This is a genomic window from Anaeromyxobacter soli (assembly GCF_022808855.1).
GTDB lineage: Bacteria > Myxococcota > Myxococcia > Myxococcales > Anaeromyxobacteraceae > Anaeromyxobacter > Anaeromyxobacter soli.
Map to the genome: position 1 here is coordinate 113,008 of NZ_JAKZLF010000005.1, position 23,988 is coordinate 136,995.

Here is a 23,988-nt window from a genome sequence, read left to right on the forward strand (position 1 = left end):
CCGCGCCTACTCATATGCCGAGCGCGATCGAGGCGAGAAGGCGTCAATGGGAATGTTTCACCCACCGCAACTGGGACGCCGCCCTGAGCGCGAGCGACGCTGCGAAGTTCCGGTGGACTATCGCTGGCGATAGTTGTGACTCTACGTGAACTGCGCGGCGACTCACGCGACGCCCCGGTCCGTGCGCCGGCGCGATCTCCGGAACATGGCCGAAACGCGTGAGTCGCGGCACCGAAGGGGGATCGCGAATCACGGACTGTCGTTTACGCGCGATGCGACCGCCGGCCGCGTGCCCCTCCGGGCCGGCGTCCGCACGGGGGCTCGCACGGACGTCCGCCCCGCTCCCACCTTGGCTCCATGCCGTGGGAGCTCCTCCTCGCCGTCGCGTGCCTCTCGTCGGGACTCGCCTGGGCCTCGCTGGCGGCGCGCCGGGCGGGGGAGATCCGGGGTCTGGCCCTTCACTCCCTGTTCGGGGGCGCCGCGGCGTTCGGCTTCGCCGTGATCGCCTACGACCTCCTGGACGGGGCGGGCGTGCGGCTCGAGTGGGAGCGGCTGTCCCACGCCGGGCTCGCCTCCGCCGCGCCCCTCGCGGGCGCCATCGGCCTCGTGGAGGAGGGCGCGAAGCTCGCGGGGCTGCTGCTCGTCGTGGAGCGCGGCTGGCGAACGCGGAGCGTGATGGGCGCCGCGGTCGGCGTCTCGGCCGGGTTCGCGGCGCTCGAGGCGCTCACCACGCTCCAGGGCTGGGACTCGCCGGTCGCGCTCGCGAGGGTGGCGCTCGGCCCGGCCGCGCACGCGCTGCTCGCGCTCCCCCTCGCCCTCGGCGTCGCTGCGTTCGCGCGCGACGCGCGCCGCGCCTGGGGCTCCCTCGCGGGCGGGCTCGCCCTGTCCGCGGCGCTGCACGCGGCGGGAGACCTCAGCCTCGCGTCCGACGCGGGGAAGCTCGGCTACGGCGCGGCGCTCCTCGCGGCGCCGCTGTGGCTCTACCTCCGCGCGCGCCTCCCTCCGCGCGCCGCCCAGGCGCCGGTGCCGGTCGCGCGCTGAACGACGAAGCGGGGCTGCGCTCACTGCCCGGCGGCCACGTAGGCCGCGACCTCTCGCCAGACGTGCTCGAACTGCGGCCGGTCGAACCCGCTGCCGCTCGTGAGCCAGTCGAAGTGCGGCGGCACGCGCGTCGGGTGGTGGAAGTGGCCGATGACGTCGAGGTGATCGGCCCAGGCCGCGTGGATGACGTCGCCCCGGACCTGGCTCAGGGTCGGGACCATCCCGTCGTTCGCGCGCGCGTCGGTGCGCCACCCGTACGCGCGGCGCAGGACGGCGGCCTGGGCGCGGGTGAGCCGCGGCTGGTGGGCGGCGGGCGTGCGGGATGCGACGCGGTAGAGCGCCACGTACACCGCGTGCGTCGTCTGGGCGTAGGGATCGAGGCCCGCGCCGAGGGCGGAGCGGATCCCCGGCGGCCGCGCCCGGGTCACCACGCAGCCGTAGCGCACCCCCGGCCGGTCGTGCGTCGCCGCGTTGAACACGTCCATCGCGCCGGGGGTGATCTGGCCCACCAGATCCTGGTCCTTGCCGAGGCTCGCGAAGAACGACTCGATCTCCTCGCGGCGATCGCGCGAGAAGTCCGCGAGGAGATCCTTCAGGAGCTGGTCGACGAGGCTGCCCGGCGCCGCGTCGCGACGCCGGAGGATCCGGGCGACGCGCAGCCCGAGGCCGATGGGGAGCCGGCCCGCCCGGATCACGTAGATGGTCAGGACGGAGAGGAGCCGCAGCAGCTGCTGGCCGAGGAGGCTGTTGAAGAGGTGCGCGACCGGCGTGCCGTGGTGCGGGGCCGAGACGGTCACGACGGTGCGGACCGCGCGCGCGCAGCGCTCGACGTCGACGGCCGACGGGAGCGACACGTCGGGCGTGACGACGAGGCGCGCGTCGAGGCCGCCGCTCGAGTGGCCGATCACGCTGACGCTGCCGCCCTTCTCGTCGAGGAGCTCGTCGATGGACTCGACGAGCCGGGCCGCCCGGACCCGCAGGGAGGCGGTGGGGATCGTCCTCACCACCCGGACCTCGCCGCGGACCCCGAGGGCGGGCCCGATCTCGGACAGGTACTCGCGGACGTGGCCGAAGTAGGCGAAGTCGCCGAGGCTCGCGAACCCGAAGAAGCCCGGGACCAGCATGAGGTGATGCGGCCCGTTCACCGGGGAAATCTAGCCCCCGCGCGGCCGCCTCCGGACTCCCAGGCGTGGTGCGGCGCGAGCGCACGGGACGAAGCCCCGATCGAGCCGGGCCCGTCACGCACAGACACACCGGACCCACGCGAGCGGCTCCAGCTGCACGCGCTCCGCTCCAGGAGGCCTCGAGCTCGTCTCGCGCGACCGACTTCACGTGACTCGGCGCGCGGCTCGACGAGCCTCTCGCGGGCGGAGGTCCGCGAGAGTCAGACGAGCACGTCGCGCAGCGAGGCGTCGCGATCGAAGACGGCGCGCGCGTACGGGCAGATCGGCACGAAGCGCGTCCCGCTCGCGCGCGCCCAGCTCACGGCCGCGTCCACGAGCTTCCGGGCCACCCCCTGCCCCCGCAGCGCGTCGTTCACCTCGGTGTGCTCGATCACGGCGCGATCTCCGCCCTCGCGCGCGTACGAGAGCTCCGCCATGCGCCGCCCGCCCTGCTCGACGTAGAACGCGCCGCGGCCGCCCTGCTCCTCGTGCCGCACGTCGAGCCCGCCCGCCTCGAGGTTCTCCTCGCTCATGCAGGTGGAGCGTAAGGAGCGATCCGGACGGATGCACGCCGGGAAACGGGGACACGGGCGAGCGGCCCGCGGGCACGAGCTCCCCCGCCCACGAGGCCCCGCGGCGCGCCGCTCTCCGTGGCGGGATCTCACGCCGCCGACGTGACCAATCACCGCGGCAGGACCGCCTCGACCCGCGAGCCGCGATGCCACGCGCGATGCCTGGAGCCGCCACGTCTCATGACCAGCGCACGCCCCAGATTCGCGGGACGGCACGGAATGTGACGGGGACCCACCCCCCGGGTATCATCCGCCCTACACCTGGAGCGGAGGTGTTCCGACGTGCGCAGCGATGGGGGCACCGCAGCGGACGGACTCGTGGACGCGCTCTTCGAGCAGGCCGGGGTCGGCCTGTGCCTCGTGAGCGCCGCGGGCAAGGTGGTCCGCACCAACCCGGAGTGGCTCCGCGTCACCGGCCACCTCGCCGACGAGGCGATCGGGCGCGAGGTGGCGGAGCTCCTCCCCTGGGACCGCGCGCTCACGCGGGCGCTGTGCGAGCCGCTCGCCGCGGGCGAGCGGAGGGAGCTGCCGCGCCGCCCGCGCATCGTGAACGGCCGCGAGGCGTGGTGGGAGGGGCGCGTCACCGCGGTCCCGCTCGAGGGCGGTACCGGCCGGCTCCTCGCGCTGCGCGACGTCACCGCCGAGGCGGCGCCGGGACCCGGCCGCGACGGCGCCCGCTACCGACGCCTCTTCGACGAGCTGCGCGAGCACGTCCTCATCTACACGGTGGTGCGGGACGGGGCGGGCCGCGTCCTCGACTGGGTGCTCTCGGACGCGAACCGCGAGGCGCTCCGGCTCCTCGGCGCGCCGCTCCAGGAGGTCACCGGCCGGCGCGCGAGCGAGCTCTTCGGCGCGGACGTCATCGCGGACGTCCTCGAGGCCTCGCGGGAGGTCATGACGAGCGGCCGCGGCAGCTCGTTCGAGCGCCGCTTCGCGTGGGACGGGCGCCACTACCTCACCTCGCTCTTCCCGCTCGACCACTGGCACCTCGTCCAGGCCGGCGTCGACACCACGGAGCGCGTCGCCGCGGAGGAGGCGCTCCGCGCGGAGGACCGGCGCAAGAGCGAGTTCATCGCGATGCTCTCCCACGAGCTGCGCAACCCGCTCGCGCCGGTGCGCACCGCGCTCGCCGTCCTCGATCGCGCCGTGCCGGGAGGCCCGGAGGCCACCCGCGCGCGCGAGGTCATCCGCCGGCAGAGCGATCACCTCTCGAGGCTCGTGGACGATCTCCTCGACGTGACGCGCGTCGCGCACGGGAAGATCCAGCTCCGGCGCGAGCGCGTCGACCTCGCGGCGCTCGCGCGCCAGACCGCGGCCGATCACGCGGACCTGCTCGCCGCGCACGGCGTCGCGCTCCGGATCGACGGCGGCCACGCGCCGCTCCACGTGGACGGCGATCCGACCCGCCTCGCCCAGGCGATCGGGAACCTGCTCGCGAACGCGGAGAAGTTCACTCACGGCGGCGGCAGCGTGACGGTGGCGCTGCGGCGCGAGGCCGACCGGGCGCTCCTCTCGATCTCCGACGACGGCGAGGGCATCGACCCGGCGCTCCTGCCGCGCCTGTTCGTCCCGTTCGTGCAGGCGGACGGCGGGCTCGACCGCGCGCGCGGCGGGCTCGGGCTCGGGCTCTACCTCGTGCGATCACTCGTCGAGCTCCACGGCGGATCGGTCGAGGTCACGAGCGCCGGCGCGGGGCGCGGGGCGCAGTTCACCCTGGCGCTGCCGCTGGCGGCCGAGGACGCCCCCAGGGCGGAGCCTCGGCGCGACCCGCTCGCGCTCGGCCGGCCACGGCGCGTGCTCGTCATCGAGGACAACGCCGACGCGGCCGAGATGCTGCGCGACCTGCTCTCGGGCGCGGCCCACGAGGTCGCGGTCGCGCCGGATGGGCGGGCCGGCATCGCGCTGGCGCGCGCGACCCGGCCGGATCTCGTCCTGTGCGACATCGGCCTGCCGCTCGTGGACGGCTACGAGGTGGCCCGCGCGCTGCGCGGGGATCCGGAGCTCGCCACGACGCTCCTCGTCGCCCTCTCCGGCTACGCGCTGCCGGACGACGTCGAGAAGGCGGCGCGGGCCGGGTTCGACCGCCACCTCGCGAAGCCCGTCTCGCTCGAGGATCTCGGCGCAGTCCTCGCCGCCTCCGCGCGCGGCGCCTGAGGAGCCCCGCCCGACGGCGCGGCGGGCTCCTCCCGCCCGGCCGCCCGGCCGCTCCAGGCGGGTCGCGCGCGAGGAGAGGCGTCCCACCCGGAAATCGGTTAAACCGGGGGCCCGAACCGTTCGAGGGTCCCCATGAACGTCGCCTTCACCGAGCACCTCCGCGCCCAGCTCCGCCAGCTCGAGGCCGACGGCCTCCTCAAGCGCGAGCGGGTCATCACCACGCCGCAGGGCGCCTGGGTCGAGGCGGACGGCCGGCGCGTCGTGAACCTCTGCGCCAACAACTACCTCGGCCTCGCCGGCCGGCCCGAGCTCGTGAAGGCCGCCCAGGAGGCGCTGCCGCGCCACGGCTTCGGCCTCTCCTCGGTCCGCTTCATCTGCGGCACGCAGGACGTGCACAAGGAGCTCGAGGGGCGCATCGCCCGGTTCCTCGGCTTCGAGGACGCCATCCTGTTCTCGTCGTGCTTCGACGCGAACGGCGGCGTGTTCGAGGCGCTGCTCGGCGAGGAGGACGCGGTCGTCTCCGACGCGCTCAACCACGCCTCCATCATCGACGGCATCCGCCTGTGCAAGGCCCGCCGCTACCGCTACGCGAACGGCGACATGGCGGATCTCGAGGCGAAGCTCGCCGAGGCCGAGGCCGGGGGCGCGCGCTTCAAGCTCGTCGTGACCGACGGCGTGTTCTCGATGGACGGGTACCTCGCGAAGCTGCCGGCGATCTGCGAGGCCGCCGAGCGGCACGGCGCGCTCGTCATGGTCGACGACAGCCACGCGGTGGGGTTCATCGGCGAGAAGGGCCGCGGCACGCCCGAGCACTTCGGCGTGATGGGCCGGGTGGACCTCGTCACCGGCACGCTCGGCAAGGCGCTCGGCGGCGCGTCGGGCGGCTACGTGGCGGGCACGCGCGAGGTGGTGGAGTGGCTCCGCCAGAAGGCGCGGCCGTACCTCTTCTCGAACACGCTCGCGCCGGTGATCGCGGCGGTGAGCCTCGAGGTGCTCGACCTCGTGGAGCGGAGCGACGACCTCCGCCGCCGGCTCCGCGAGAACGCCGCGTACTTCCGCGCCGAGCTGACGAGGCTCGGCTTCGAGCTCCTCCCGGGCGAGCACCCGATCATCCCGGTGATGCTGCACGAGGCGCCGCTGGCGCAGGAGTTCGCGCGCCGCCTCCTCGACGAGGGGGTCTACGCGATCGGCTTCTTCTTCCCGGTCGTCCCGAAGGGCCAGGCGCGCATCCGCACGCAGATGAGCGCCGCGCACTCGCGGGACGACCTCGACTTCGCCGTCCGCGCGTTCGCGAAGGTCGGTCGCGCGCTCGGCGTCATCCGCGGCTGAGGGCAAGGGGTAGACATCGATGAAGGCGCTGGTGAAGTCGAAGCGGGCCGAGGGCATCTGGATGGTGCAGGACGCGCCCGTGCCGGAGGTGGGCGTCCACGACGTGCGCATCCGCGTCCGCAAGAGCGCGATCTGCGGGACCGACGTCCACATCTACAACTGGGACGAGTGGAGCCAGCGCACGGTCCCGGTGCCGATGATCGTCGGACACGAGTACGTGGGCGTGGTGGACGCGGTGGGCGCCGAGATCGAGGCGTTCAAGCCGGGCGACCGCGTCTCCGGCGAGGGGCACGTCACCTGCGGGTTCTGCCGGAACTGCCGCGCCGGCCGGCGCCACCTCTGCCGGCACACCGTCGGCGTCGGCGTGAACCGGCCCGGCTCGTTCGCCGAGTACGTGGTGATCCCGGCGAGCAACGTCTACCGGATCCCCGACGACATCCCGGACGAGGTGGCCGCGATCTTCGATCCCTACGGCAACGCCACCCACACCGCGCTCTCGTTCGACCTCGTGGGCGAGGACGTGCTCGTCACGGGCGCCGGCCCCATCGGCGTGATGGCGGTCGCGATCGCGCGCCACGTTGGCGCCCGCCACGTCGTCGTCACCGACGTGAACGACTACCGGCTCGACCTCGCGCGGAAGATGGGCGCGACGCGGGCGGTGAACGTCGCGCGCGAGGACCTGCGCGGCGTGATGAAGGACCTCGGGATGAAGGAGGGGTTCGACGTCGGGCTCGAGATGAGCGGCAACGGGCGCGCGTTCCGGCAGATGCTCGAGGTGATGAACCACGGCGCCCGGCTCGCGCTCCTCGGGATCATGCCCGGGGAGGAGGCCATCGACTGGAGCCAGGTCGTCTTCAAGGGGCTCGTGCTGAAGGGCATCTACGGCCGGGAGATGTTCGAGACCTGGTACAAGATGGTCGCGATGCTGCAGAGCGGGCTCGACATCTCGCCCGTCGTCACGCACCGCTTCCCCATCGACGAGTTCCAGCGCGGCTTCGACGTGATGCGGAGCGGGCAGTCCGGCAAGGTCGTGCTCGACTGGGCCGGGTGAGGGCGCGACCGGCTCCGGGGCTTCACTCCTCGGAGCCGGCGACGACCGCCTCGAAGGGCAGCGGGCGCTAGCCCGCCAGGGGATCCTCGCCCTCCGTCCACGACGGCAGCACGCGGTCCTCGAGCTGGAAGTTCTCGCCGTCGTGCTCGGTGTACACGACGTAGACGCTGCGCTTCGGCACGCGCCAGATCCGCTCGAGCTCGTCCATGATCGCGAGGGCGAGCCGCCGCTTCTGGTCGGCGGTCCGCCCGCGCCGGATGTCCGCGTCGAGGAAGGCGATGCCCCTCTCCGGCTGCTCCGCGCGCCCGAACACGAGGTCGTCCCGGCCGTAGGAGCGGAGGGTGAGGCCGATGTGATCGGTGCCGGTGTCCATGATCCTCGCGAAGTGGCCGACGACGGCCTCCGCGAAGCGCCGCTTCTCCTCGGCGGTGGGGGCGAAGTTCAGGTCGAAGGAGAGGTGGGGCATCGGCGCGCTCCGGGTCGAGGGGGACCGCGACCGTTGAGTAACGGGGAGCGGGCGCGGGGCGACGGCCCGGGTGGGAGCGGGGGAGGTCGGGGTCGACGTTCGGATCGCCCCGGTATCCGAGCTAGGTGAACGCGTCGATCCCCGTCGCCGCCCTCCCCAGCGCCAGCGTGTGCACGTCGTGGGTCCCCTCGTACGTGTAGACCGACTCCAGGTTGGCCATGTGCCGCATGGGCGGGTGGTCGTCGACGATGCCGGCGGCGCCCAGGATCTCCCGGCAGGTCCGCGCCGCGTCGCGCGCCATCCGCACGTTCGCGCGCTTCGCCATCGAGATCTGCGCCGCGGTCGCGCCGCCCTGACCCTCGAGCTCGCCGAGCCGGAGCGCGAGGAGCTGGCCCTTCACGATCCCCTCCCACACGTCCACGAGCTTCTCCTGCACGAGCTGGAACGACGCGATCGGCCGCCCGAACTGGATCCGCTCGCGCGCATAGGCGCGCGCCGACTCGAAGCAGGCGATCGCCGCGCCCACCGCGCCCCAGGCGATCCCGTAGCGCGCCTTCGACAGGCACGAGAGCGGGGCCCGGAGCCCGAGCCCCTCGGTCCCCGGGAGCACGCTCTCGGCGGGGACGCGCACGCCGTCGAGGTGCAGCTCCGAGGTGATCGACGCGCGGAGCGAGAGCTTGCCCTCGACGTTTCTGGCGGTGAACCCGGGCGTGCCCGTCTCCACGAGGAAGCCGCGGATGGCGCGGGCGTCGTCGCCGTCCACCTTGGCCCAGACGAGCGCGACGTCGGCGAGGCTCCCGTTCGTGATCCACGCCTTCGCGCCGTCGAGGACGTAGGCGTCGCCGTCGCGCACGGCGCGCGTCCGGAGCCCGCCCGGATCGGAGCCGAAGTCCGGCTCGGTCAGCCCGAAGCAGCCGACGATCTCGCCCCGGGCCATGGCCGGGAGGAACCGGGCGCGCTGCGCCTCGGAGCCGTACGCGTGGATGGGGTACATGCAGAGCGCCCCCTGCACCGAGGCGAAGCTGCGGAGCGCCGAGTCGCCGCGCTCGAGCTCCTGCATCGCCGCGCCGTAGGCGATCGCCGAGGCGCCCGCGCAGCCGTAGCCCTGGAGCGTCATCCCGAAGATCCCGAGCGCGCCCATCTCGGGGACGAGCTCGAGGGGGAAGGTCCCGGCGCGGAAGTGGCGCTGCACGACCGGCAGGAACCGCTCGTCCACGAACCGGCTCACCGCGCGGCGAACGAGCCGCTCCTCGTCCGACAGCCGGTCCTCTACCTGGAACAGATCGGCGGGGGCTGGTGTTTGGATCTTCATCCCGGCAGCTTGTCGGGGCGCCACCGCGCCGGTCAAGCGCGGTGTCCCGAACCTCGGGGACCTCCGGAGGCAGACGGCCGGGGCCGGGCCCGGATATCCTGTTCGTTCTCATGTGCGGACCCGACACCGCCGCGCCCCCGCCTGGCGCCGTGCCCACCCCCCTCCCCGACGCGCGCCGCGCGGCGCCGGAGCAGGTCCGCCGCGAGATCGAGGCCGCGCGCCGGAGCCCCGTGGTGACGGCCGTGCTCGAGGCCGCCGACGGGGCGATCTTGGTGCTCAACGCCCAGCGCCAGATCGTCGCGGCGAACCCCCGCGCGCACCTCGCGGGCGGGACCGGAGAGCTCTCGGGCCTGCGGATGGGCGAGGCGCTCGGGTGCGTGAACGCGCACGCCTCCGGGGACTGCGGCGCGTCGCCCGCGTGCCGGCAGTGCGGGGCGCTCGCCGCCATCCTGTGCTCCCAGCGCGAGGCGCGCTCGCTCGAGGCGGAGTGCCTGCTGCGCAGCGAGCTCCCCGGCCGCGCCGCCCTCGAGTTCAACGTCCGCGCGACGCCGCTCCCGGTGGACGGCCACGCCTTCACGGCGGTGTCCCTGCGCGACGTCTCCGCGGAGAAGCGGCGCGACGCCCTCGAGCAGCTCTTCCTGCACGACGTCCTCAACACCGTCGCCGGGCTCCGCGGCTGGGCCGCGCGGCTGCGGCGCGGCACCGTCCAGCCGGCGGCCGCCTTCGAGCGGATGGACCAGCTCACCGCCCAGCTCGAGCGCGAGATCCGCGACCACCGCGCCCTCCTGCTCGCCGAGCGCGGCCTGCTCACCCTCGAGCCCAGGCCGGTGCGCGCCGCGGACCTGCTCGCCGAGCTCGACGCGGTGTTCTCGTTCCACGCCGCGGCGCGCGAGCGGCGGCTCGCGATCGGGGCCACGCCCGGCGACCTCGTCGTGGAGACCGACGCCGCGCTCCTCCTCCGCGTGCTCGTGAACATGGTCGTGAACGGGCTCGAGGCGAGCCCGCCCGGCGGCGAGGTCGGGGTCTCGTGCAGCGCCGCGGGCGGCGAGGCGACGCTGGAGGTCCACAACGCGGGCGTCATCCCGCCCGAGGTGCGGGGGCGGATCTTCCAGCGCTCGTTCAGCACCAAGGCCGCGCGCGGCCGCGGCCTCGGGACCTACGGCATGAAGCTCCTCGGCGAGCAGGTCCTCGGCGGCGCGGTGTCGTTCCGCTCCGACCCGGAGCGCGGGACGGTGTTCGAGATCCGGCTGCCGCTCCGGCGGCGGTGAGCGAGCGAACCACCGCTGGCGATGGCTGCCACCCTGGGTGAACGCGGTCGGCCTCCCGGAAGACGCGCTACCTCGCCCCCGAGCGCCTCCCCTCCCCGCGCGCGTCGGCCGTGCCGCGCAGCGGAACCTCCGGCGCCCACGCGTCCGGCACGGCGATCTCGCTGCCCATCACCTCCATCCGCTGCCCGCCCACGCGCAGGCTCACCGCGCCGGCGAGGCTCCAGGCGAGCGCGAGCGTGAGCGCGTCTCCCTGCGCCCGCCCGGTGCCCGAGCCGAGCGTCGCGTCCACGCGCCCGCGCACGTCCTCCTCGTCGAGGTCGAGCGCGCAGCGCTGGCCCGGGGTGAAGGTGAGCTCGCCCTGCGCGCCCGCGCGGGCGGAGAGCTCGCAGGTCTTCCCGCGCGCGGAGAGCCGCACCCGGACCCGCCCCGCCGAGGCCGGGGCGACGACCGCCCGCGCGTCCTCGCGCACCTCGCGATCCAGCACGCCGCCGGCGTGCACGCGCACCGTGGCCGCGACGCGGTAGTCGCCCGCGGGCGGCGCGGCCGCCGCGACGGCGGGGAGGACCGCGCAGAGGGCGGCGACGAAGATCTCGAGGGACGTGCTCCGCATGTTCACCTCACCGTGTACCCTGGCCTCGCCCGCCGCCTCGCCTTCCCGCCGGGCGGGAGCGAACGACGTGAGTACCTGCCGGGTCGCTCCTGTGCGAGAATCGCACGTCCGGACCCGCCGGTCCGCAAAGAGGAGGAAGTCCGTTGAACAAGAACACCGTCATCGCGCTGCTCGTCGGCGTGCTCGCCGGCCTCATCATCGGCTACTCGGTCGGCTCGAGCATGGGGGGCGGCACCCCGCACGCACCGGTCGTCGCCGCGCCCGCCGGCGCGCCCGCGGGCGGGATGCCCGGCGCAATGGGAGGCGTGCCTGGCGCCCCGGGAGGCGTGAACGTCCAGCAGCGGATCGCCATGCTCCAGCAGGCCGTCGCGCAGGATCCCAGGAACGTCCAGGCCTGGACCCAGCTCGGGAACGACTACTTCGACACGAACCAGCCGCAGAAGGCGGTCGAGGCCTACGGCCACGCGCTCGAGGTGCAGCCGGGGAACGCGGACATCCTGACGGACCAGGGCGTCATGTACCGGGCCCTCGGCCAGTTCGACAAGGCGGTCGAGAACTTCAAGAAGGCGAACGAGGCGAACCCGCGCCACCTGCAGAGCCTCTTCAACCTGGGCATCGTCTACGCGTACGACCTCAAGCAGCCGAAGAAGGCGGTGGAGGCGTGGGAGAAGGTCGTCGCCACCGACCCGAGCAGCGGCCAGGCGATCCAGGCCCGCACCCAGCTCGAGCAGCTGAAGAACGCGAAGTAGCGTCCCGCGCGGGCGCGCCGCGCGCTGGCGAGCCGGGCGGGCATCCGCGAGAATCGCGGCATGCCCGTCACTGCCCTGCTCGCCTCGGCCCTGGCCGCGGCGCCCGCGCTCCTCTCCCTCCAGGACCCCGGCTTCGAGGCGGGCGCGCCCGGCGCGCCGCCCCCGGCCTGGACCGTCCGCGCGACCGAGGGGGCGCGGGTGGCGGTCACCGACGCGGCGCGCGCCACGGGCGCCCGCGCGCTCGCGATCACCGCGCCGGCGTCGGGCGCGGAGGTCACGGTCGCCTCCGCGCCCGTGCGGCTCGAGGTCGGCAAGCTCTACCGCCTGTCGGCGTGGGTGCGGACGCGCGGCGTCCGCGCCGATCCCCTCGCCCGCTACCCCACCGCGCTCGGCGCGTGCGTGGCGATGGCGAGCACCCCGTTCACGAACTGCTCGCCGCAGGCGCCCTCGAGCGGCGAGGGGCGGCTCTCGCTCCTGTTCTTCGCGCTGGCGCCCGAGGATCGCGTCGCGCTGCACCTCGGCCGCAACGGGCGCGCCACCGGCGAGGCGGTGTTCGACGACGTGCGGCTCGAGCCGGTGGACGACGTCACCGAGTACGTCCCGCTCGAGACCGTGCGCTGGGAGGGCGAGGGGTTCCGCTACGACGACGGCGGCTGGATCTTCGTGCACGTCGAGGGCGAGCCGTACGCCCGCGGCGCGCAGTACGGAGCGCTCGTCGCGGACGAGCTCGCGCGCTTCCTCGCGAAGGTCGCCGTCCAGCACGACAAGGCCGACCCGGAGCGCGGCTGGAACGACCTGCGCCGGCTCACCGACGCGCTCATGCTCCGCAAGTTCGACGCGGAGTACCTCGAGGAGATGAAGGGCATCGCCGACGGCGCGGCGAAGGCGGGGGCGCGCTGGAAGGGCCGCCCGCTCGACCTCCTCGACGTGGCCGCGCTCAACTCGGCGGTGGACCTCGCGCAGCTCGACGACGCGCTCCAGGTCTCGCGCACGCCGCTCAGCGGCCGGAGCTTCGTCAAGGCGGAGGACGAGACCGCCCAGGCGGAGGGAGACCGCTGCTCGTCGTTCGTCGCCACCCGCTCGGCCACGCGCAGCGGCCGCTTCGTCATGGGGCAGCTGTTCATGTGGAACGGCTACACCGGCGTGCACTGGGACGTGGTGCTCGACGTCGTGCCGGCGAAGGGCCACCGGCTCGTCATGCAGACCTTCCCGGGCGGCATCCACTCCGGGTCCGACTGGTACCTGAACGGCGCGGGGATGGTGATCGGCGAGACGACCGTGGGGCAGACGCCCTTCGAGCCGGCCGGGACCCCGCAGTCGAACCGGATCCGCAAGGCGGCGCAGTACGGCTCCTCGATCGACGAGGTCGCGGCGCTGCTGCGCGCCGGGAACAACGGGCTCTACTCGAACGACTGGACGATCGCCGACGCCAAGACGGACGAGGGCGCGTGCCTGCTCCTCGGCACGAAGGCGAGCCGCCTGTGGCGCACCGGCGCGCGCGGCCGCCGCGGCGACACGCCGGGCGGGCTCCGCGACTTCGTGTGGGCGAACAACAACGCGCGGGATCCCGCCGTGCGGCGGGAGCTCACCCTCGGTCCGGGCGACGCGCCGGTGGACGTGAACTTCCCCGCCTGGAACCGCGACATCGCCTTCCAGCAGTTCTACCGGGAGCACGGCCGGGGCGGGATCGACCTCGAGGCGGGCGTGAGGCTCTGGGCGTCCTCGCCGCTCAACCGCCCCCACGCCTGCGACGGCAAGCTCACCACCGCGGAGATGGCGGAGAAGCTCGTGTTCCTGGCCCATTACGGGAAGACGACCCTGCGCGAGAAGTGGGTGGGCGGGAGGTGGATCCCGGCCGACCTCCCCGACGCCATCCCGCACCTCACGCTCGGCTACACGACCTTCAGCCCCATCGTCGTGGCGGACGGCCTCGCCCGCGCCCGCGCGGCGCGGGAGGCCCGCCCGGCGTCCGGCGCGGCGGCCGCGCCCGGCGCGAAGCCGAAGCCGGACCTCGCCGGGATCGCCCCGGCGCTCGCCTACGATCCGAAGCTCCTCTGGAAGGACACGGTGTTCCCCGCGACGGACGCGGACGCCTGGTTCACGAGCGGCTCGGCCGCGTACCACGCGCTCCTGGCGAAGCTCCCCGAGGAGCCCGCCAAGGCGCTCGAGGCCCTCCGCGCCGGCCTCGATGACCTGTCCGCGCGCCTCGCCTGGCTCACGCTGCGCGAGGGCGCCGCCGCGCCGGCGCGGCTGTCGCCCGCCTACGATCGCTACGGCCCGTACCAGATCCCCCGCATCCGCGGGACCTTCGCGCTGCACCAGCTTCGGCTGCGCCTCGGGAACGCGGCGTTCGCGAAGGGCATGCGCGCGGTGCACGAGCGGTACGCGGGGAAGCCGATGCGCACCGAGGACTTCCTGCGGACGTTCTCCGCGGCGGCGGGCCAGGACGTCGCGCCGTTCGTGAGGCCGTGGCTCGAGCGCGCCGATCTCCCGGACCCCGTGCTCTCCGCGGTCGCCACGCGCGCGGGCGACCGCTTCCGGCTCGCCGTGGAGATCGCGCAGAAGACGAACCCCTGGCCGTTCGTCTCCACGCTCGCGATCCGGGGCGAGAAGACGATCCGCTACGAGCGGATCGAGGTCCCCGCCGCCGCGACGCGGACGTTCACGTTCGAGCTCTCGGAGCGCCCGCAGCGAGTGGCGCTCGGCGGCGACGCCGCCGTGGGGCGCGACGACGCGTTCGTGCTGCCGAACCTCCTCGACGACTTCCCGGGCGCGCTGTTCGTGTGGGGCTCCTCCCGCCAGGTCGAGGCCGGCCACTCGCTCGCGCTCGTCTGGCGCGACACCGTGGCGGACGCGTTCACCGAGGTCCTCCCCCCGCTGGCGGCGGACGCGGAGGTGTCCGACGCCGACCTCGCCGAGCACGACCTCGTGGTCCTCGGCGGCGCGGCCGACAACGCGCTCGTCGCGCGGCTCGCGCGCGAGGGCAAGCTGCCGTTCGAGGCCGGGCGCGGCTTCTTCCGGTGGGACGGGACGCTGCACGGGCGCGCCGACGAGGGGCTCGCGATCGCCCTGCGGAACCCGTGGAACCCGAGCCGCGGGCTCTACCTGTACCTCGCGAACTCGCGCCTCCAGCTCTGGCAGATGACCCACGCGTGGCAGCGCGGGCTGCCCGGCTGGACGTCGTGGCGCGGCCCCGAGGTGGTCGAGCGCGGTCACCTCGGCACCGAGCGGCTCGAGGTCGCCGTGAAGCTTCAGGACCCGGCCGCAGCGTCGGCCGCGGCGCGCTGACGCGCGCGCCACCCGGGGCGGGGGGAGCGCGCCCGCATCACGCGAGGTGCGGCGTCCCCACCGGACGCGAGCGTCCCTCGCCGGGACGCGCTATCTCTGTGCGGGTGAGCCCGAACCGACTCGTCGCCGCGTCCGCCCTCGCAATCCTCTCCGCGGCCTGCGCCGCGAACCAGAAGCTCTTGCAGGAGCCGATCTCGAAGGAGCGCGCGTGGATGTCCGAGCGCCACCGCGAGCACCCGCTCGTGGGGAAGATCTGGGACGCGCGGGCGGGGCGGCTCGTCGACGAGGCCACGCTCACGAGCGCGGTCGACGGCGCCGAGGTCGTCATGCTCGGCGAGATGCACGACAACCCCGACCACCACGTGCTGCAGGCGCGGCTGGTGCGCGCGATAGGCGCCGCCGGGAAGCGGCCGGCTCTCGCCTTCGAGATGATGGAGGAGGACGACCAGCCTGCCATCGACGCCGCGATCGCCCGCGCCCCGCGCGATCCCGACGCGATCGCCCGGGCCGTCGACTGGAAGCACAGCGGCTGGTACGACTTCGCGATCTACCGGCCCATCTTCGCCGCCGGGCTCGAGGCGGGCATGCCGATCGTCGGCGCGAACCTGCCCGTCCCCCTCGCGAAGGCGATCGCGATGAAGGGCCAGGAGGCGCTCACCCCGGAGCTCCGCGCCGCGCTCCAGAAGGCGGAGCCGCTCCCCCCCGAGGTCGTCGCCTCGCTGCGCGCCGAGATGAAGGCCGCGCACTGCGACGCGCCGATGCCGGACGCGATCCTCGACCGGCTCGCGCTCGCGCAGCGCGCCCGCGACGCGGAGATGGCGCATCGCCTCGCCGCGGTGAGCCAGGCGGCCGGCGGCGCGATCCTCGTGACCGGAAACGGCCACGCCCGCACCGACCGCGGCGTCCCGGCCTCGCTCGAGCGCGAGCTCCCCGGCCGGCGCGTCGTCTCGGTGGGACTGTTCGAGGTCTCGCAGGGAAAGCTCGACCCGGCGCTCTACGCCTCGGAGTTCGGGGTGGGGACGCTCCCGTTCGACTTCGTCGTGTTCACGCCGGCCGCCGAGCGCGAGGACCCGTGTCTCGCGCTGCGCGGGCACGACTTCACGAAGCACAAAGCGCCCTGAACGACAGTTTCGTGATTCGCCGATCACCTTCGGTGATGCGAATCACGCTGTCGTTCAGGCATTTTCGAACGGGGGCTGCGCCGGCTTCGCCCCCGCCCCGCCGACGGCGGGCCGCCGTCGTCGGGGACCCCACCCCTGCTCGCCGGGTCCCGTGCGCCGCCGCGAGCGGCGTCGCCGCTTCCGCGGCGTCGCCCCGGCGGGCTCGCTTTGCTCGCCTGATCGCTAATCACGCTCGGCCGTTCAGGGCAAAGAAGGGCGCCGCCGGCCCGGAGCCCGGCGACGCCCCACCCCCCGTGGCGATGCGGGGGGCGCTGCCAGCTTCGAGGCTAGTTCGTGGCCGTGGCCTTCTGCGGGGCCGCCTTGGCGGTCTTCGCCGCCGCCTTCTTGTCGGCCTTCGCGACCGCCGCCTTGCTCTTCGTCGAGGCCGTCGTCGAGGACGACGCCGTCGTCATCTGCTTGTCGCCGCAGGGGAAGGCGGGCGTCGCGAGGCCCAGGATCGCGAGCGCGGCGGCGGCGCGGAGAACGAGCTTCATGGATCTCTCCTTCGTTCGGGCTCCCGGAGCGGAGCCGCGACGACTCATGGCGAGCGCGGCGTCTCGCCGCAACCCCTCACGGCCGGAGCGGACGTTTGCACCCCGAGCGCGCCGGTGGGGTGCCCCGAGCTGGGTAGACGAGCCCTTGGCGGGGGCCTCTCGGCCGGCGCCCCTCCGAGCTCGCGACCCGCCTCGGCCTGGTCACCCCACCGATGGCGCGCGACCGTGACGGGCGGATGACGGACGAGGCGTACACCGCGTGAATGCGTGCGCTCCTCGTGCAGGGTTCCACGCCGCCCACGTACTGGGGCTACGGGCACAGCCTCCCGTTCATCCGCAAGGACGCGGCGCTTCCTCCGCTCGGCCTCGCGACGCTCGCGGCGCACCTGCCCGCGAGCTGGGAGCTCCGGCTCCACGACGAGCACCTCGAGGCGCTGCCGGACGAGCTCCTCCGCTGGGCGGACGCCGTGCTGGTCTCGGGCATGCTCGTGCAGGCGCCGTCGATGCGCGCCGTCCTCGCGCGGGCGCGCGCGCTCGGGAAGGTCACGGTCGCGGGCGGGCCGGCCCCCACCATCGCGCCGGAGCGGTTCCCGGAGGCGGCCCACGTGTTCCAGGGCGAGGCCGAGGGCCGGCTCGAGCGGCTCGTCGCGGCGGTCGAGCGCCCCGGCGCGCACGACCGCGTCCTCTCGCCGTCCGGCGAGGGCCGGCCCGACCTCGCCCTCGCGCGCGTCCCCCGCTTCGACCTCCTCGCCCTGGACCGCTACGCGAGCCACGCGATCCAGGTGTCGCGCGGCTGCCCGTTCAGCTGCGAGTTCTGCGACATCATCGAGGTCTTCGGGCGCGTGCCGCGGGTGAAGTCGGCCGCGCAGGTGCTCGCCGAGCTGGAGGCGCTCCACCGGCTCGGCGCGCGCGGGCCGCTGTTCCTCGTGGACGACAACTTCATCGGCAACCGCCGCGCCGCGGCGCGACTCCTCCCCGAGCTCGCGCGCTGGCAGGCGGAGCACGGCCGGCCGTTCGACCTCTACACCGAGGCGAGCCTCGACCTCGCGACGCTGCCGGAGCTGCTCGCCGCGATGGTCGACGCCGGGTTCTCGGCGGTCTTCGTGGGGATCGAGACGCCCGATCGCGCCGCCCTGCAGGAGGCCGGCAAGCGCCAGAACCTGCGCGTGGATCCGGCGGAGGCGGTGCGGCGCCTCACGGCCGCGGGGCTCGAGGTCTTCGCCGGGTTCATCGTCGGCTTCGACGCCGACGACGCGGGCACGTTCGCGCGCCAGCGCGCGTTCATCCAGGCGCTCCCGATCCCGCGCGCGATGGTAGGGACGCTCACCGCGCTGCCCGGCACGGCCCTCTGGAGGCGGCTCGCGCGCGAGGGCCGGCTTCGCGCCGAGTCCACCGGGGACCAGTTCGGCGAGACCAACTTCGAGCCCGCCATGGGCGATCTGGAGCTCCTCGAGGGCTACCGCCGGCTGCTCGCGGAGCTCTACGACGAGGACGCCTACTTCCGTCGCTGCGCGCTGCACCTCGCGCTCGCGCCGATGCGCCCGAGCCCGCTCAGGCCGGGGTCCCTCGCCACGCTCGCGCGGACCCTGTGGCGCCTCGGCCTGCGCGGCTCGCGCCGCCGCCACTTCTGGCGCCTCGTCGGCCAGGCCCTGCGGCTCGGACCCGCAGCGCTCCCGCGCGCGGTGACGCTCGCCGTGCTCGGCGAGCACCTCGTCCGCTACACGCACGAGGAGGTCCTGCCGCGCCTCGATCGGCAGCTCGCGGCGCTCCGCGCCGCCGGAAAGGTCCCCGGCGCCGGGTCGGCGCGCGCGGCGGCGGCGCCGACCGCCTCCTGACGGCGGCCGGGCGCGCCGCGCGCGCGCAGGAGGGTGCCCGGCGACTACTTCTTGTACGCCCCCGCGACGAGCACCACCCCGTCCACGAGCTCGAAGTACGCCACCTTCTGCTCGACCTTGTTCGTGACGGGGTTGTTGAACTTGTACTGCTGCCAGCCTTTGCCGTGCTTTCGGGCGAGGAGGATCCGCTCCCGGACGAACAACCTCCCGTCGGGATCCTTGTCGCCCATGTTGTTCTTGCCGACACGCTCGGGCTTCGTCGGGTGCGCGAGGCAGTTGCCGGCGAGGTCGTACGCGAAGACGTACAGGTCCCGGTAGATGAACGGACCGTGCGCGTCGTTGAACGTCGCGATCGCCTTCTCCTTGCCCTCCTTCTTCATGAACAGCGCCGCCCGGTGCACGAGCAGCTCGGCGTCCTTGGTGGTGGCGTACGGCTCGGCGGCGGCGGCCTGCCCGAGCGCGCCCAGGACGGCGGCGGCGAGGGCTGCGGCGAGGAGCTTTTTCATGGGTGTTCCTCCGGTGGGGCAGTGCGCGGGTCGGGGGGAAGGCCGGCGCCGGTCAGCGGGCGCCGGCGGCGTGCAGGCGAGGGAGGTCTTCGCGGGGGAGCGCGGGCGGGTGCTCCAGCGCGTCCGCGACGCCACCCTCCCCGCCGACCGTGAAGAAGGCGGCGCGCTCCCGGAGCGCGTCGGCGTGGGTGGAGAGCTCCTCGGCGGTCGCGGACAGCTCCTCCGCGGCGGAGGCGTTCCGCTGCGTGACCTGATCGACGACGGTCATCGCCCTCGAGAGCTGCCCGACCCCGGCCGACTGCTCCTGCGAGGCCGCCGAGACCTCGCGCACCCGCTCGGCGGTGGTCGCGATGGTCGTCACGAGCTCCGCGAGGAGCCCGCCGCTGCGCTCGGCCACGCCGACGGAGCGGGCGGCGAGCTCGCCGATCTCCTTGGCGGCCGCCTGGCTGCGCTCGGCCAGCTTGCGGACCTCGGTCGCCACGACCCCGAAGCCCCGCCCCTGCTCGCCCGCCCGCGCCGCCTCGATGGCGGCGTTCAGGGCGAGGAGGTTCGTCTGGTAGGCGATCTCCTCGACGATCGAGACCCGCTCGGCGATGGCGCGCATCGCGCCCACCGTCTCGGTGACCGCCGCGCCGCTGCGCTCGGCGTTCCTCGCGCCCTCGCTCGCCATCCGCTCCACGTCCCGGCTGCTCGCCGCGTTGGAGCCGATGGACGCGTTCATCTCCTCGAGCAGCGCCGAGGTCTCCTCCACGCTGGAGGCCTGCTCGCCGGTGCCCTGCGAGAGCTGCTGCGAGGTGGCGGAGACCTGGCCCGCGACCGCCGCGAGCGCGGCGGCGCCGGAGCGCACGTCGCCGATGACCTGCGAGAGCTGCCCGCCCATGCGGCGCATCGCGGCCTGCAGGTCGCCGAGCTCGTCCTGGCTCGTCACCTCCACCGCGTCGCGCAGGTCGCCGGCCGCGATCCGCTCCGCGGCCTCCACGACCGAGCGGAGGCCGCGCCGGATGGCGCGGACGAGGAAGGCCCCGGCGGAGGCGAGCGCCGCCGTCGCGAGGAGGAACACGACGGCGATGTCGCGCCGGGCGCCGGCCTCGGCGTCGCGGGCGCGCGCCGCGCTCGCGTCGGCGGCGGTGCGGGTCGCCACGGCGCTCGCGTCCACCACCTCGAGGAGCCGCTGCGCGTCCACGCGGAGGCGCTCGAACGCGTCCGTCACGTCGTGCTGGGCCCCCGCCTCCTCCGCGAACTGGCCCGCCGCGCCTGCGTCCCGCCTCGCCCGCGCGGCGGAGTCGAGCTGCGCGAGGTCCTGCTTCCACCGATCGAGCGCGGGCGCGATCTGGCTCGCCCCCGCGTCCCGTCCCCCGCGCTCGAAGGCGCGCTCGGCGTCCACCGCCTCGCGAAGCTGGCCGGCGATGAGCGCGAGCGCCGCCTCGTGCACCTCCGGCTCGAGGGTGCCGTTCTCCACCGCCGACGCCGCGCCGGTGGCGCGCCCCACCGCCGTGGCGAGTCGCGACACCGCGACGAGCTGGGGCACCTTCGCGCCTGCGTAGTCGCCGACCACGCCGGCCATCGAGGCCGTCGCGACGAGACCGGCGCCGCCGACCAGCGCGACGAAGATCACCGCCACGACGAGGAGTCCCAGCACCTTCCCGCTGAGCCGCAGCTTCATCACGTTCACCTACCCTTGCAGGACGTACCCTCAGTCACCGGGATGCAGGACGGGGGCCGCCTGCGGCGCAGGCGCGCACTTCGGAGGCGCGGGGCCCAACCTGCCGCTTTTCCTGGCGCCCTGCCCGGCTCGAGCGGCGCGGGCGAGGTCGGGGCTCGGTGCGGGCAGCGCGACCCGGGTCGAGCGCACCCGCGAGGCGCGACCCGGGCGCGCCGATCCCTTATGTTCCCTCGGCGACCTGCCGTGACGCTCGCCGACCTCATCGACCTCGAGGCCCAGCTCGCCCGCGATCGGGACGCGCCCGCGGGCGCGCTCGAGCGGCGCGACCGCGAGGCGATGCGTGGAGCGTCCCTCGCCGGTGACCGGGGGGACGTGCTCGCCCGCTGGCTCGCCCAGCTCCGCGAGCGCGAGCCGAGCCTCCTCTTCCCCGGCCGCACGGTGTCCCGCGCCCTGGCCGGCGTCCGGCTGGCGCTCGCGGCGATCGGGCTCGCGCTCGGCTGGGGCGCCGCGACGGCGCTCCTCGGCTACACCGGCGAGCACCCGGTGAACGTCTGGGACGTGCTGCTCGTCCTCGTCGGCGCGCAGGTGCTCCTGCTCCTGTTCCTCCTCGCCGCGTTCCTCTTCCCGCTCGCGACGCTGGGCGCGCCGCTCGTGGGCGTCTTCCGCGAGGCGATCGGCGCCCTCTACCCGCGCCTCGCCGGACGCGCGGCGGGGCAGGCGCGCGCGGAGGAGTGGCGCGCGCTCTGGCACCGGCTGCGCAGCCGGCGCTCGCTGTACCACTCCGTGGAGCCGTGGCTCCTGCTCGGCGCGACGCAGACCTTCGGCGTCGCCTTCAACGTCGGGGCGCTCCTCGGGTGCCTGCGCCTCGTGGTGTTCTCCGACATCGCCTTCGCGTGGAGCACGACGCTCGTGGACCTCGACGCGCCGCGCTTCCACGCCCTCGTCTCGGCGCTGGCGCGGCCCTGGGCGTCGCTCTGGCCGGACGCCGCGCCGTCGCTCGCGCTGGTGGAGGCGACGCGCTACTCGCGGCTCGAGGGCGCCTACCTCCACGCCGGGGCAGGCCGTGCCGCGGACCCGGCGCTCGTCGGGGAGTGGTGGCGCTTCCTCCTCGCGGCCGTCGCGACCTACGGCCTCCTCCCGCGCGCCGTCGCGCTCGCGGTCGCGCGCCTGCGCGCCGCGAGGCTGCTCGCCCGCCTTCCGCTCGACGACGCGGAGATCGCGCGCGTCCTCGCCCGGCTCGCCGAGCCGCACGTCGAGACCGGGGCCGTCCTCCCCGAGGCCGCGCCGCCTGCGGTGATCCCGGCGACGGTCCCGGGCGTCGCGCCGCCCGCGGGCACGCGCTGCGCGGTGGTGCTCTGGCGCGACGTCCCGGCGCACCCCGCCCTCGAGGCGGCCATCGCCCGCCAGGTCCGGCGCGAGATCGCGAGCGTCCACGCCGCCGGCGGGCGCGACGGGCGCGACGAGCTCGGCGCGAGGTGGCTCGCCGCGGTGGACGGGGCGGAGCCGGTGGTGGTGGTCGCCGAGGGATTCGAGGCGCCGGATCGGGCGGCCTTGAGGCTCGTGCGCGAGCTGCGCGGCGCCCTGGGCCCGCGGCGGCACCTGCTCGTGCTCGTGGCGGAGGTGAGGGAGGACCGCGTCGGTCCGGCCACGGAGGCGAGCGTGCGCACCTGGCGAGACGGGCTCGCCCGGCTCGAGGACCCGTACCTCGCGGTCGAGCCTCTCCAGGGGGCGCCGTGACCCCGGAGGTCCCGCGCTTCGCGGTCGTCGGCCGCGTGAACAAGGGCAAGTCGAGCATCGTCGCGACGCTCGCCGAGGACGACTCGGTGCGCATCGACCCGCGCCCGGGGACCACCACCGAGGTGCGCGAGTTCCCCGTCCGCGTGGACGGGCGGACCCTGTTCGTGCTCGTCGACACGCCCGGGTTCGAGGACGCTCCGCGCGCCCTCGCCTGGCTGCGCGCTCGCGAGGTGAGCGCGGCGGAGCGGCCCGCGCGCGTCGCCGAGCTCGTGCGTGCCTTCGAGGGCACCTCCGAGCTCGTCGAGGAGTGCCGCCTGCTCGCGCCGATCCTGGCGGGCGCGAGCGTGCTCTACGTCGTCGACGGCACGCACCCGTATCGGCCGAACTACGACGCCGAGATGGAGATCCTCCGCTGGACGGGCCGGCCCGGGATGGCGCTCGTCAACCGCATCGGCGCAGAGGACCACGCGGCCGAGTGGCACCGCGCGCTCGACCAGCACTTCAAGATCGTGCGCGACTTCGACGCGTTCTCGGTCTCGTTCGAGGAGCGGGTGAACCTCCTGCAGGTCTTCCGGGAGCTGCGGCCCGACTGGCGCGCGGCGGTGGACGAGGCGGTCGCCGCGCTCGTCGCCCAGCGTGGCCGGCGCCGGGCGGAGGCGGCCGCCCTCGTCTCCGGCCTCCTCGTGGACGCGCTCACGCACACCGAGGAGCTCGCGGTCGAGGACGAGGCCGCGATCGAGGAGCAGCGCGACCGCCTCGAGCGGAGCTTCCACGACGCGCTCCGCGCCCGCGAGGAGGAGGCGCGCCGCCGCGTCGAGGCGCTGTACGGCCACCGCGAGGCGCGGTTCGAGGAGGGCCCCGGCCTCGAGCGGCCCGTGTACCGCCAGGATCTCTTCGCCGAGGAGGCCTGGAAGCTGCTCGGGCTCTCTCCCGCGCAGCTCGTCGCCGCCGGCGCGCTGGCCGGCGCGGCCATCGGCGGCGCGGTGGACGCGGCGGTCGGGGGCGCGAGCATCTTCGCGGGCACCGTCCTCGGCGGCGCGCTCGGCGGCGGCGGCGCGCTGTACGGCGTGGGGAGGCGCTACGCGCGCGTCCGCTCGATCGGCGCGCCCGGCATCCCCGGCCTCCTCCTCGACGTCCAGCGCTACTGGTCCGGCGCGCGCCGCTTCCGCATCGGTCCGCACGCGCAGCCGAACTTCCCGTGGGTCCTCCTCGATCGCGCGCTCCTCCACTACGACAGCGTGGTCCGCCGCACGCACGCGCGGCGCGGGCCCATCGCGGTCGAGACGGCCGGCGCGGGGGGTGGCCGAGCCGGCCTCGTCGCGGAGTTCGCGCGCGGCGAGCGGCGCGGCCTCGAGTCGCTCTTCCGCCGGCTCCGGCGCGACCCCTACGACCCGCCGCGCTGGGTGCGGGACGAGCTCGAGCGCGCGATCGGCCGGATCCTCCGCCGGGTCGATCCCATCCCGGGCGAGGAGCCCTCAGCGGAAGCTCTCCCTCACGGTCCGTGAGCGGCCGAGGTCCGCCCGCGCGTCGACGCGCCGGCGGCCATGCGGGGCAGTGAGGGTCTCAGGGTCGGGTCCTGCTCGAGGCGCC

At 75.0% G+C, this 23,988-nt stretch carries 19 protein-coding genes; 11 read left to right on the top strand and 8 right to left on the bottom strand.

The annotated features are described in order from the left end of the window. The first annotated feature begins 357 nt into the window (after nt 1–357). The gene (locus MLV88_RS05780; protein ID WP_243337026.1) at nt 358–1,041 is read left to right on the top strand and encodes a PrsW family glutamic-type intramembrane protease; all 684 of its coding nucleotides are present in this window, start codon (nt 358–360) and stop codon (nt 1,039–1,041) included. Between the two features lie 20 nt (nt 1,042–1,061). On the opposite strand, the gene MLV88_RS05785 is transcribed toward MLV88_RS05780, so the two are convergent. Together MLV88_RS05785 and MLV88_RS05790 are read right to left on the bottom strand one after the other, a co-directional pair. Next, nucleotides 1,062–2,186, bottom strand: coding sequence for an esterase/lipase family protein (locus MLV88_RS05785; protein ID WP_243337028.1), 1,125 nt, complete (start codon nt 2,184–2,186; stop codon nt 1,062–1,064). A 239-nt stretch (nt 2,187–2,425) separates the two neighbouring features. Further along, nucleotides 2,426–2,737: a GNAT family N-acetyltransferase gene (locus MLV88_RS05790; RefSeq protein WP_242334805.1), complete on the bottom strand. Its 312-nt coding sequence runs from the start codon at nt 2,735–2,737 to the stop codon at nt 2,426–2,428. A gap of 321 nt (nt 2,738–3,058) precedes the next feature. Here MLV88_RS05790 and MLV88_RS05795 point away from each other — a divergent pair, with 321 nt between their 5' ends. The 3 genes from MLV88_RS05795 to tdh all read left to right on the top strand — a co-directional run bounded on the left by MLV88_RS05795 (nt 3,059) and on the right by tdh (nt 7,310). After that, nucleotides 3,059–4,930 carry a hybrid sensor histidine kinase/response regulator gene (locus MLV88_RS05795; protein ID WP_242334808.1) on the top strand — a complete coding sequence of 624 codons (1,872 nt, stop codon included), beginning with the start codon at nt 3,059–3,061 and terminating at the stop codon, nt 4,928–4,930. 132 nt (nt 4,931–5,062) lie between these two features. Further along, nucleotides 5,063–6,259: a glycine C-acetyltransferase gene (locus MLV88_RS05800; protein ID WP_242334811.1), complete on the top strand. Its 1,197-nt coding sequence runs from the start codon at nt 5,063–5,065 to the stop codon at nt 6,257–6,259. A gap of 19 nt (nt 6,260–6,278) precedes the next feature. Then, the gene (tdh, locus tag MLV88_RS05805) at nt 6,279–7,310 is read left to right on the top strand and encodes an L-threonine 3-dehydrogenase (RefSeq protein ID WP_243337031.1); all 1,032 of its coding nucleotides are present in this window, start codon (nt 6,279–6,281) and stop codon (nt 7,308–7,310) included. Nucleotides 7,311–7,377: 67 nt separating this feature from the next. On the opposite strand, the gene MLV88_RS05810 is transcribed toward tdh, so the two are convergent. Both MLV88_RS05810 and MLV88_RS05815 read right to left on the bottom strand, forming a co-directional pair. Further along, entirely contained in the window at nt 7,378–7,776 is a 399-nt protein-coding gene (locus MLV88_RS05810) for a tautomerase family protein (protein ID WP_242360584.1), read from the bottom strand. Nucleotides 7,777–7,897: 121 nt separating this feature from the next. Continuing rightward, nucleotides 7,898–9,088: an acyl-CoA dehydrogenase family protein gene (locus MLV88_RS05815; RefSeq protein ID WP_242360585.1), complete on the bottom strand. Its 1,191-nt coding sequence runs from the start codon at nt 9,086–9,088 to the stop codon at nt 7,898–7,900. 149 nt (nt 9,089–9,237) lie between these two features. On the opposite strand from MLV88_RS05815, the gene MLV88_RS24500 reads away from it, so the two are divergent. Then, nucleotides 9,238–10,356, top strand: a complete 1,119-nt coding sequence (locus MLV88_RS24500; RefSeq protein WP_243337034.1) for a sensor histidine kinase — start codon at nt 9,238–9,240, stop codon at nt 10,354–10,356. Nucleotides 10,357–10,423: 67 nt separating this feature from the next. Here the strand turns inward: MLV88_RS24500 and MLV88_RS05825 are convergent, their stop codons facing one another. Next, entirely contained in the window at nt 10,424–10,966 is a 543-nt protein-coding gene (locus MLV88_RS05825; RefSeq protein WP_243337037.1) for a hypothetical protein, read from the bottom strand. 143 nt (nt 10,967–11,109) lie between these two features. On the opposite strand from MLV88_RS05825, the gene MLV88_RS05830 reads away from it, so the two are divergent. The 3 genes from MLV88_RS05830 to MLV88_RS05840 all read left to right on the top strand — a co-directional run bounded on the left by MLV88_RS05830 (nt 11,110) and on the right by MLV88_RS05840 (nt 16,124). Continuing rightward, on the top strand, nt 11,110–11,715 hold the full coding sequence (locus MLV88_RS05830) for a tetratricopeptide repeat protein (RefSeq protein ID WP_242334828.1): 606 nt from the start codon (nt 11,110–11,112) through the stop codon (nt 11,713–11,715). 60 nt (nt 11,716–11,775) lie between these two features. Beyond that, nucleotides 11,776–15,003 carry a C45 family autoproteolytic acyltransferase/hydolase gene (locus MLV88_RS05835; RefSeq protein ID WP_243337041.1) on the top strand — a complete coding sequence of 1,076 codons (3,228 nt, stop codon included), beginning with the start codon at nt 11,776–11,778 and terminating at the stop codon, nt 15,001–15,003. 104 nt (nt 15,004–15,107) lie between these two features. Continuing rightward, the gene (locus tag MLV88_RS05840) at nt 15,108–16,124 is read left to right on the top strand and encodes a ChaN family lipoprotein (protein WP_242334833.1); all 1,017 of its coding nucleotides are present in this window, start codon (nt 15,108–15,110) and stop codon (nt 16,122–16,124) included. Nucleotides 16,125–16,450: 326 nt separating this feature from the next. On the opposite strand, the gene MLV88_RS05845 is transcribed toward MLV88_RS05840, so the two are convergent. After that, nucleotides 16,451–16,657: a hypothetical protein gene (locus tag MLV88_RS05845; RefSeq protein WP_242334836.1), complete on the bottom strand. Its 207-nt coding sequence runs from the start codon at nt 16,655–16,657 to the stop codon at nt 16,451–16,453. Between the two features lie 263 nt (nt 16,658–16,920). Between MLV88_RS05845 and MLV88_RS05850 the strand changes: the two genes are divergently transcribed. Further along, nucleotides 16,921–18,492, top strand: coding sequence for a B12-binding domain-containing radical SAM protein (locus MLV88_RS05850; RefSeq protein ID WP_242334839.1), 1,572 nt, complete (start codon nt 16,921–16,923; stop codon nt 18,490–18,492). Nucleotides 18,493–18,536: 44 nt separating this feature from the next. Here MLV88_RS05850 and MLV88_RS05855 read toward each other — a convergent pair whose 3' ends face one another. Then, complete coding sequence (locus tag MLV88_RS05855; RefSeq protein WP_242334842.1) at nt 18,537–18,998, bottom strand: cache domain-containing protein; 462 nt, start codon at nt 18,996–18,998, stop codon at nt 18,537–18,539. Between the two features lie 52 nt (nt 18,999–19,050). Then, nucleotides 19,051–20,661, bottom strand: a complete 1,611-nt coding sequence (locus MLV88_RS05860; protein ID WP_242334845.1) for a methyl-accepting chemotaxis protein — start codon at nt 20,659–20,661, stop codon at nt 19,051–19,053. Between the two features lie 243 nt (nt 20,662–20,904). On the opposite strand from MLV88_RS05860, the gene MLV88_RS05865 reads away from it, so the two are divergent. Both MLV88_RS05865 and MLV88_RS05870 read left to right on the top strand, forming a co-directional pair. Then, a complete protein-coding gene (locus MLV88_RS05865) occupies nt 20,905–22,398 on the top strand; it encodes a DUF2868 domain-containing protein (protein ID WP_242334847.1) in 1,494 nt (497 codons plus the stop codon). Continuing rightward, nucleotides 22,395–23,903 (top strand): DUF3482 domain-containing protein, encoded by a 1,509-nt coding sequence (locus MLV88_RS05870; protein ID WP_242334850.1) that lies wholly within the window; start codon nt 22,395–22,397, stop codon nt 23,901–23,903. The genes MLV88_RS05865 and MLV88_RS05870 overlap by 4 nt, the downstream gene beginning before the upstream one ends. The last annotated feature ends 85 nt before the right edge of the window (nt 23,904–23,988 follow it).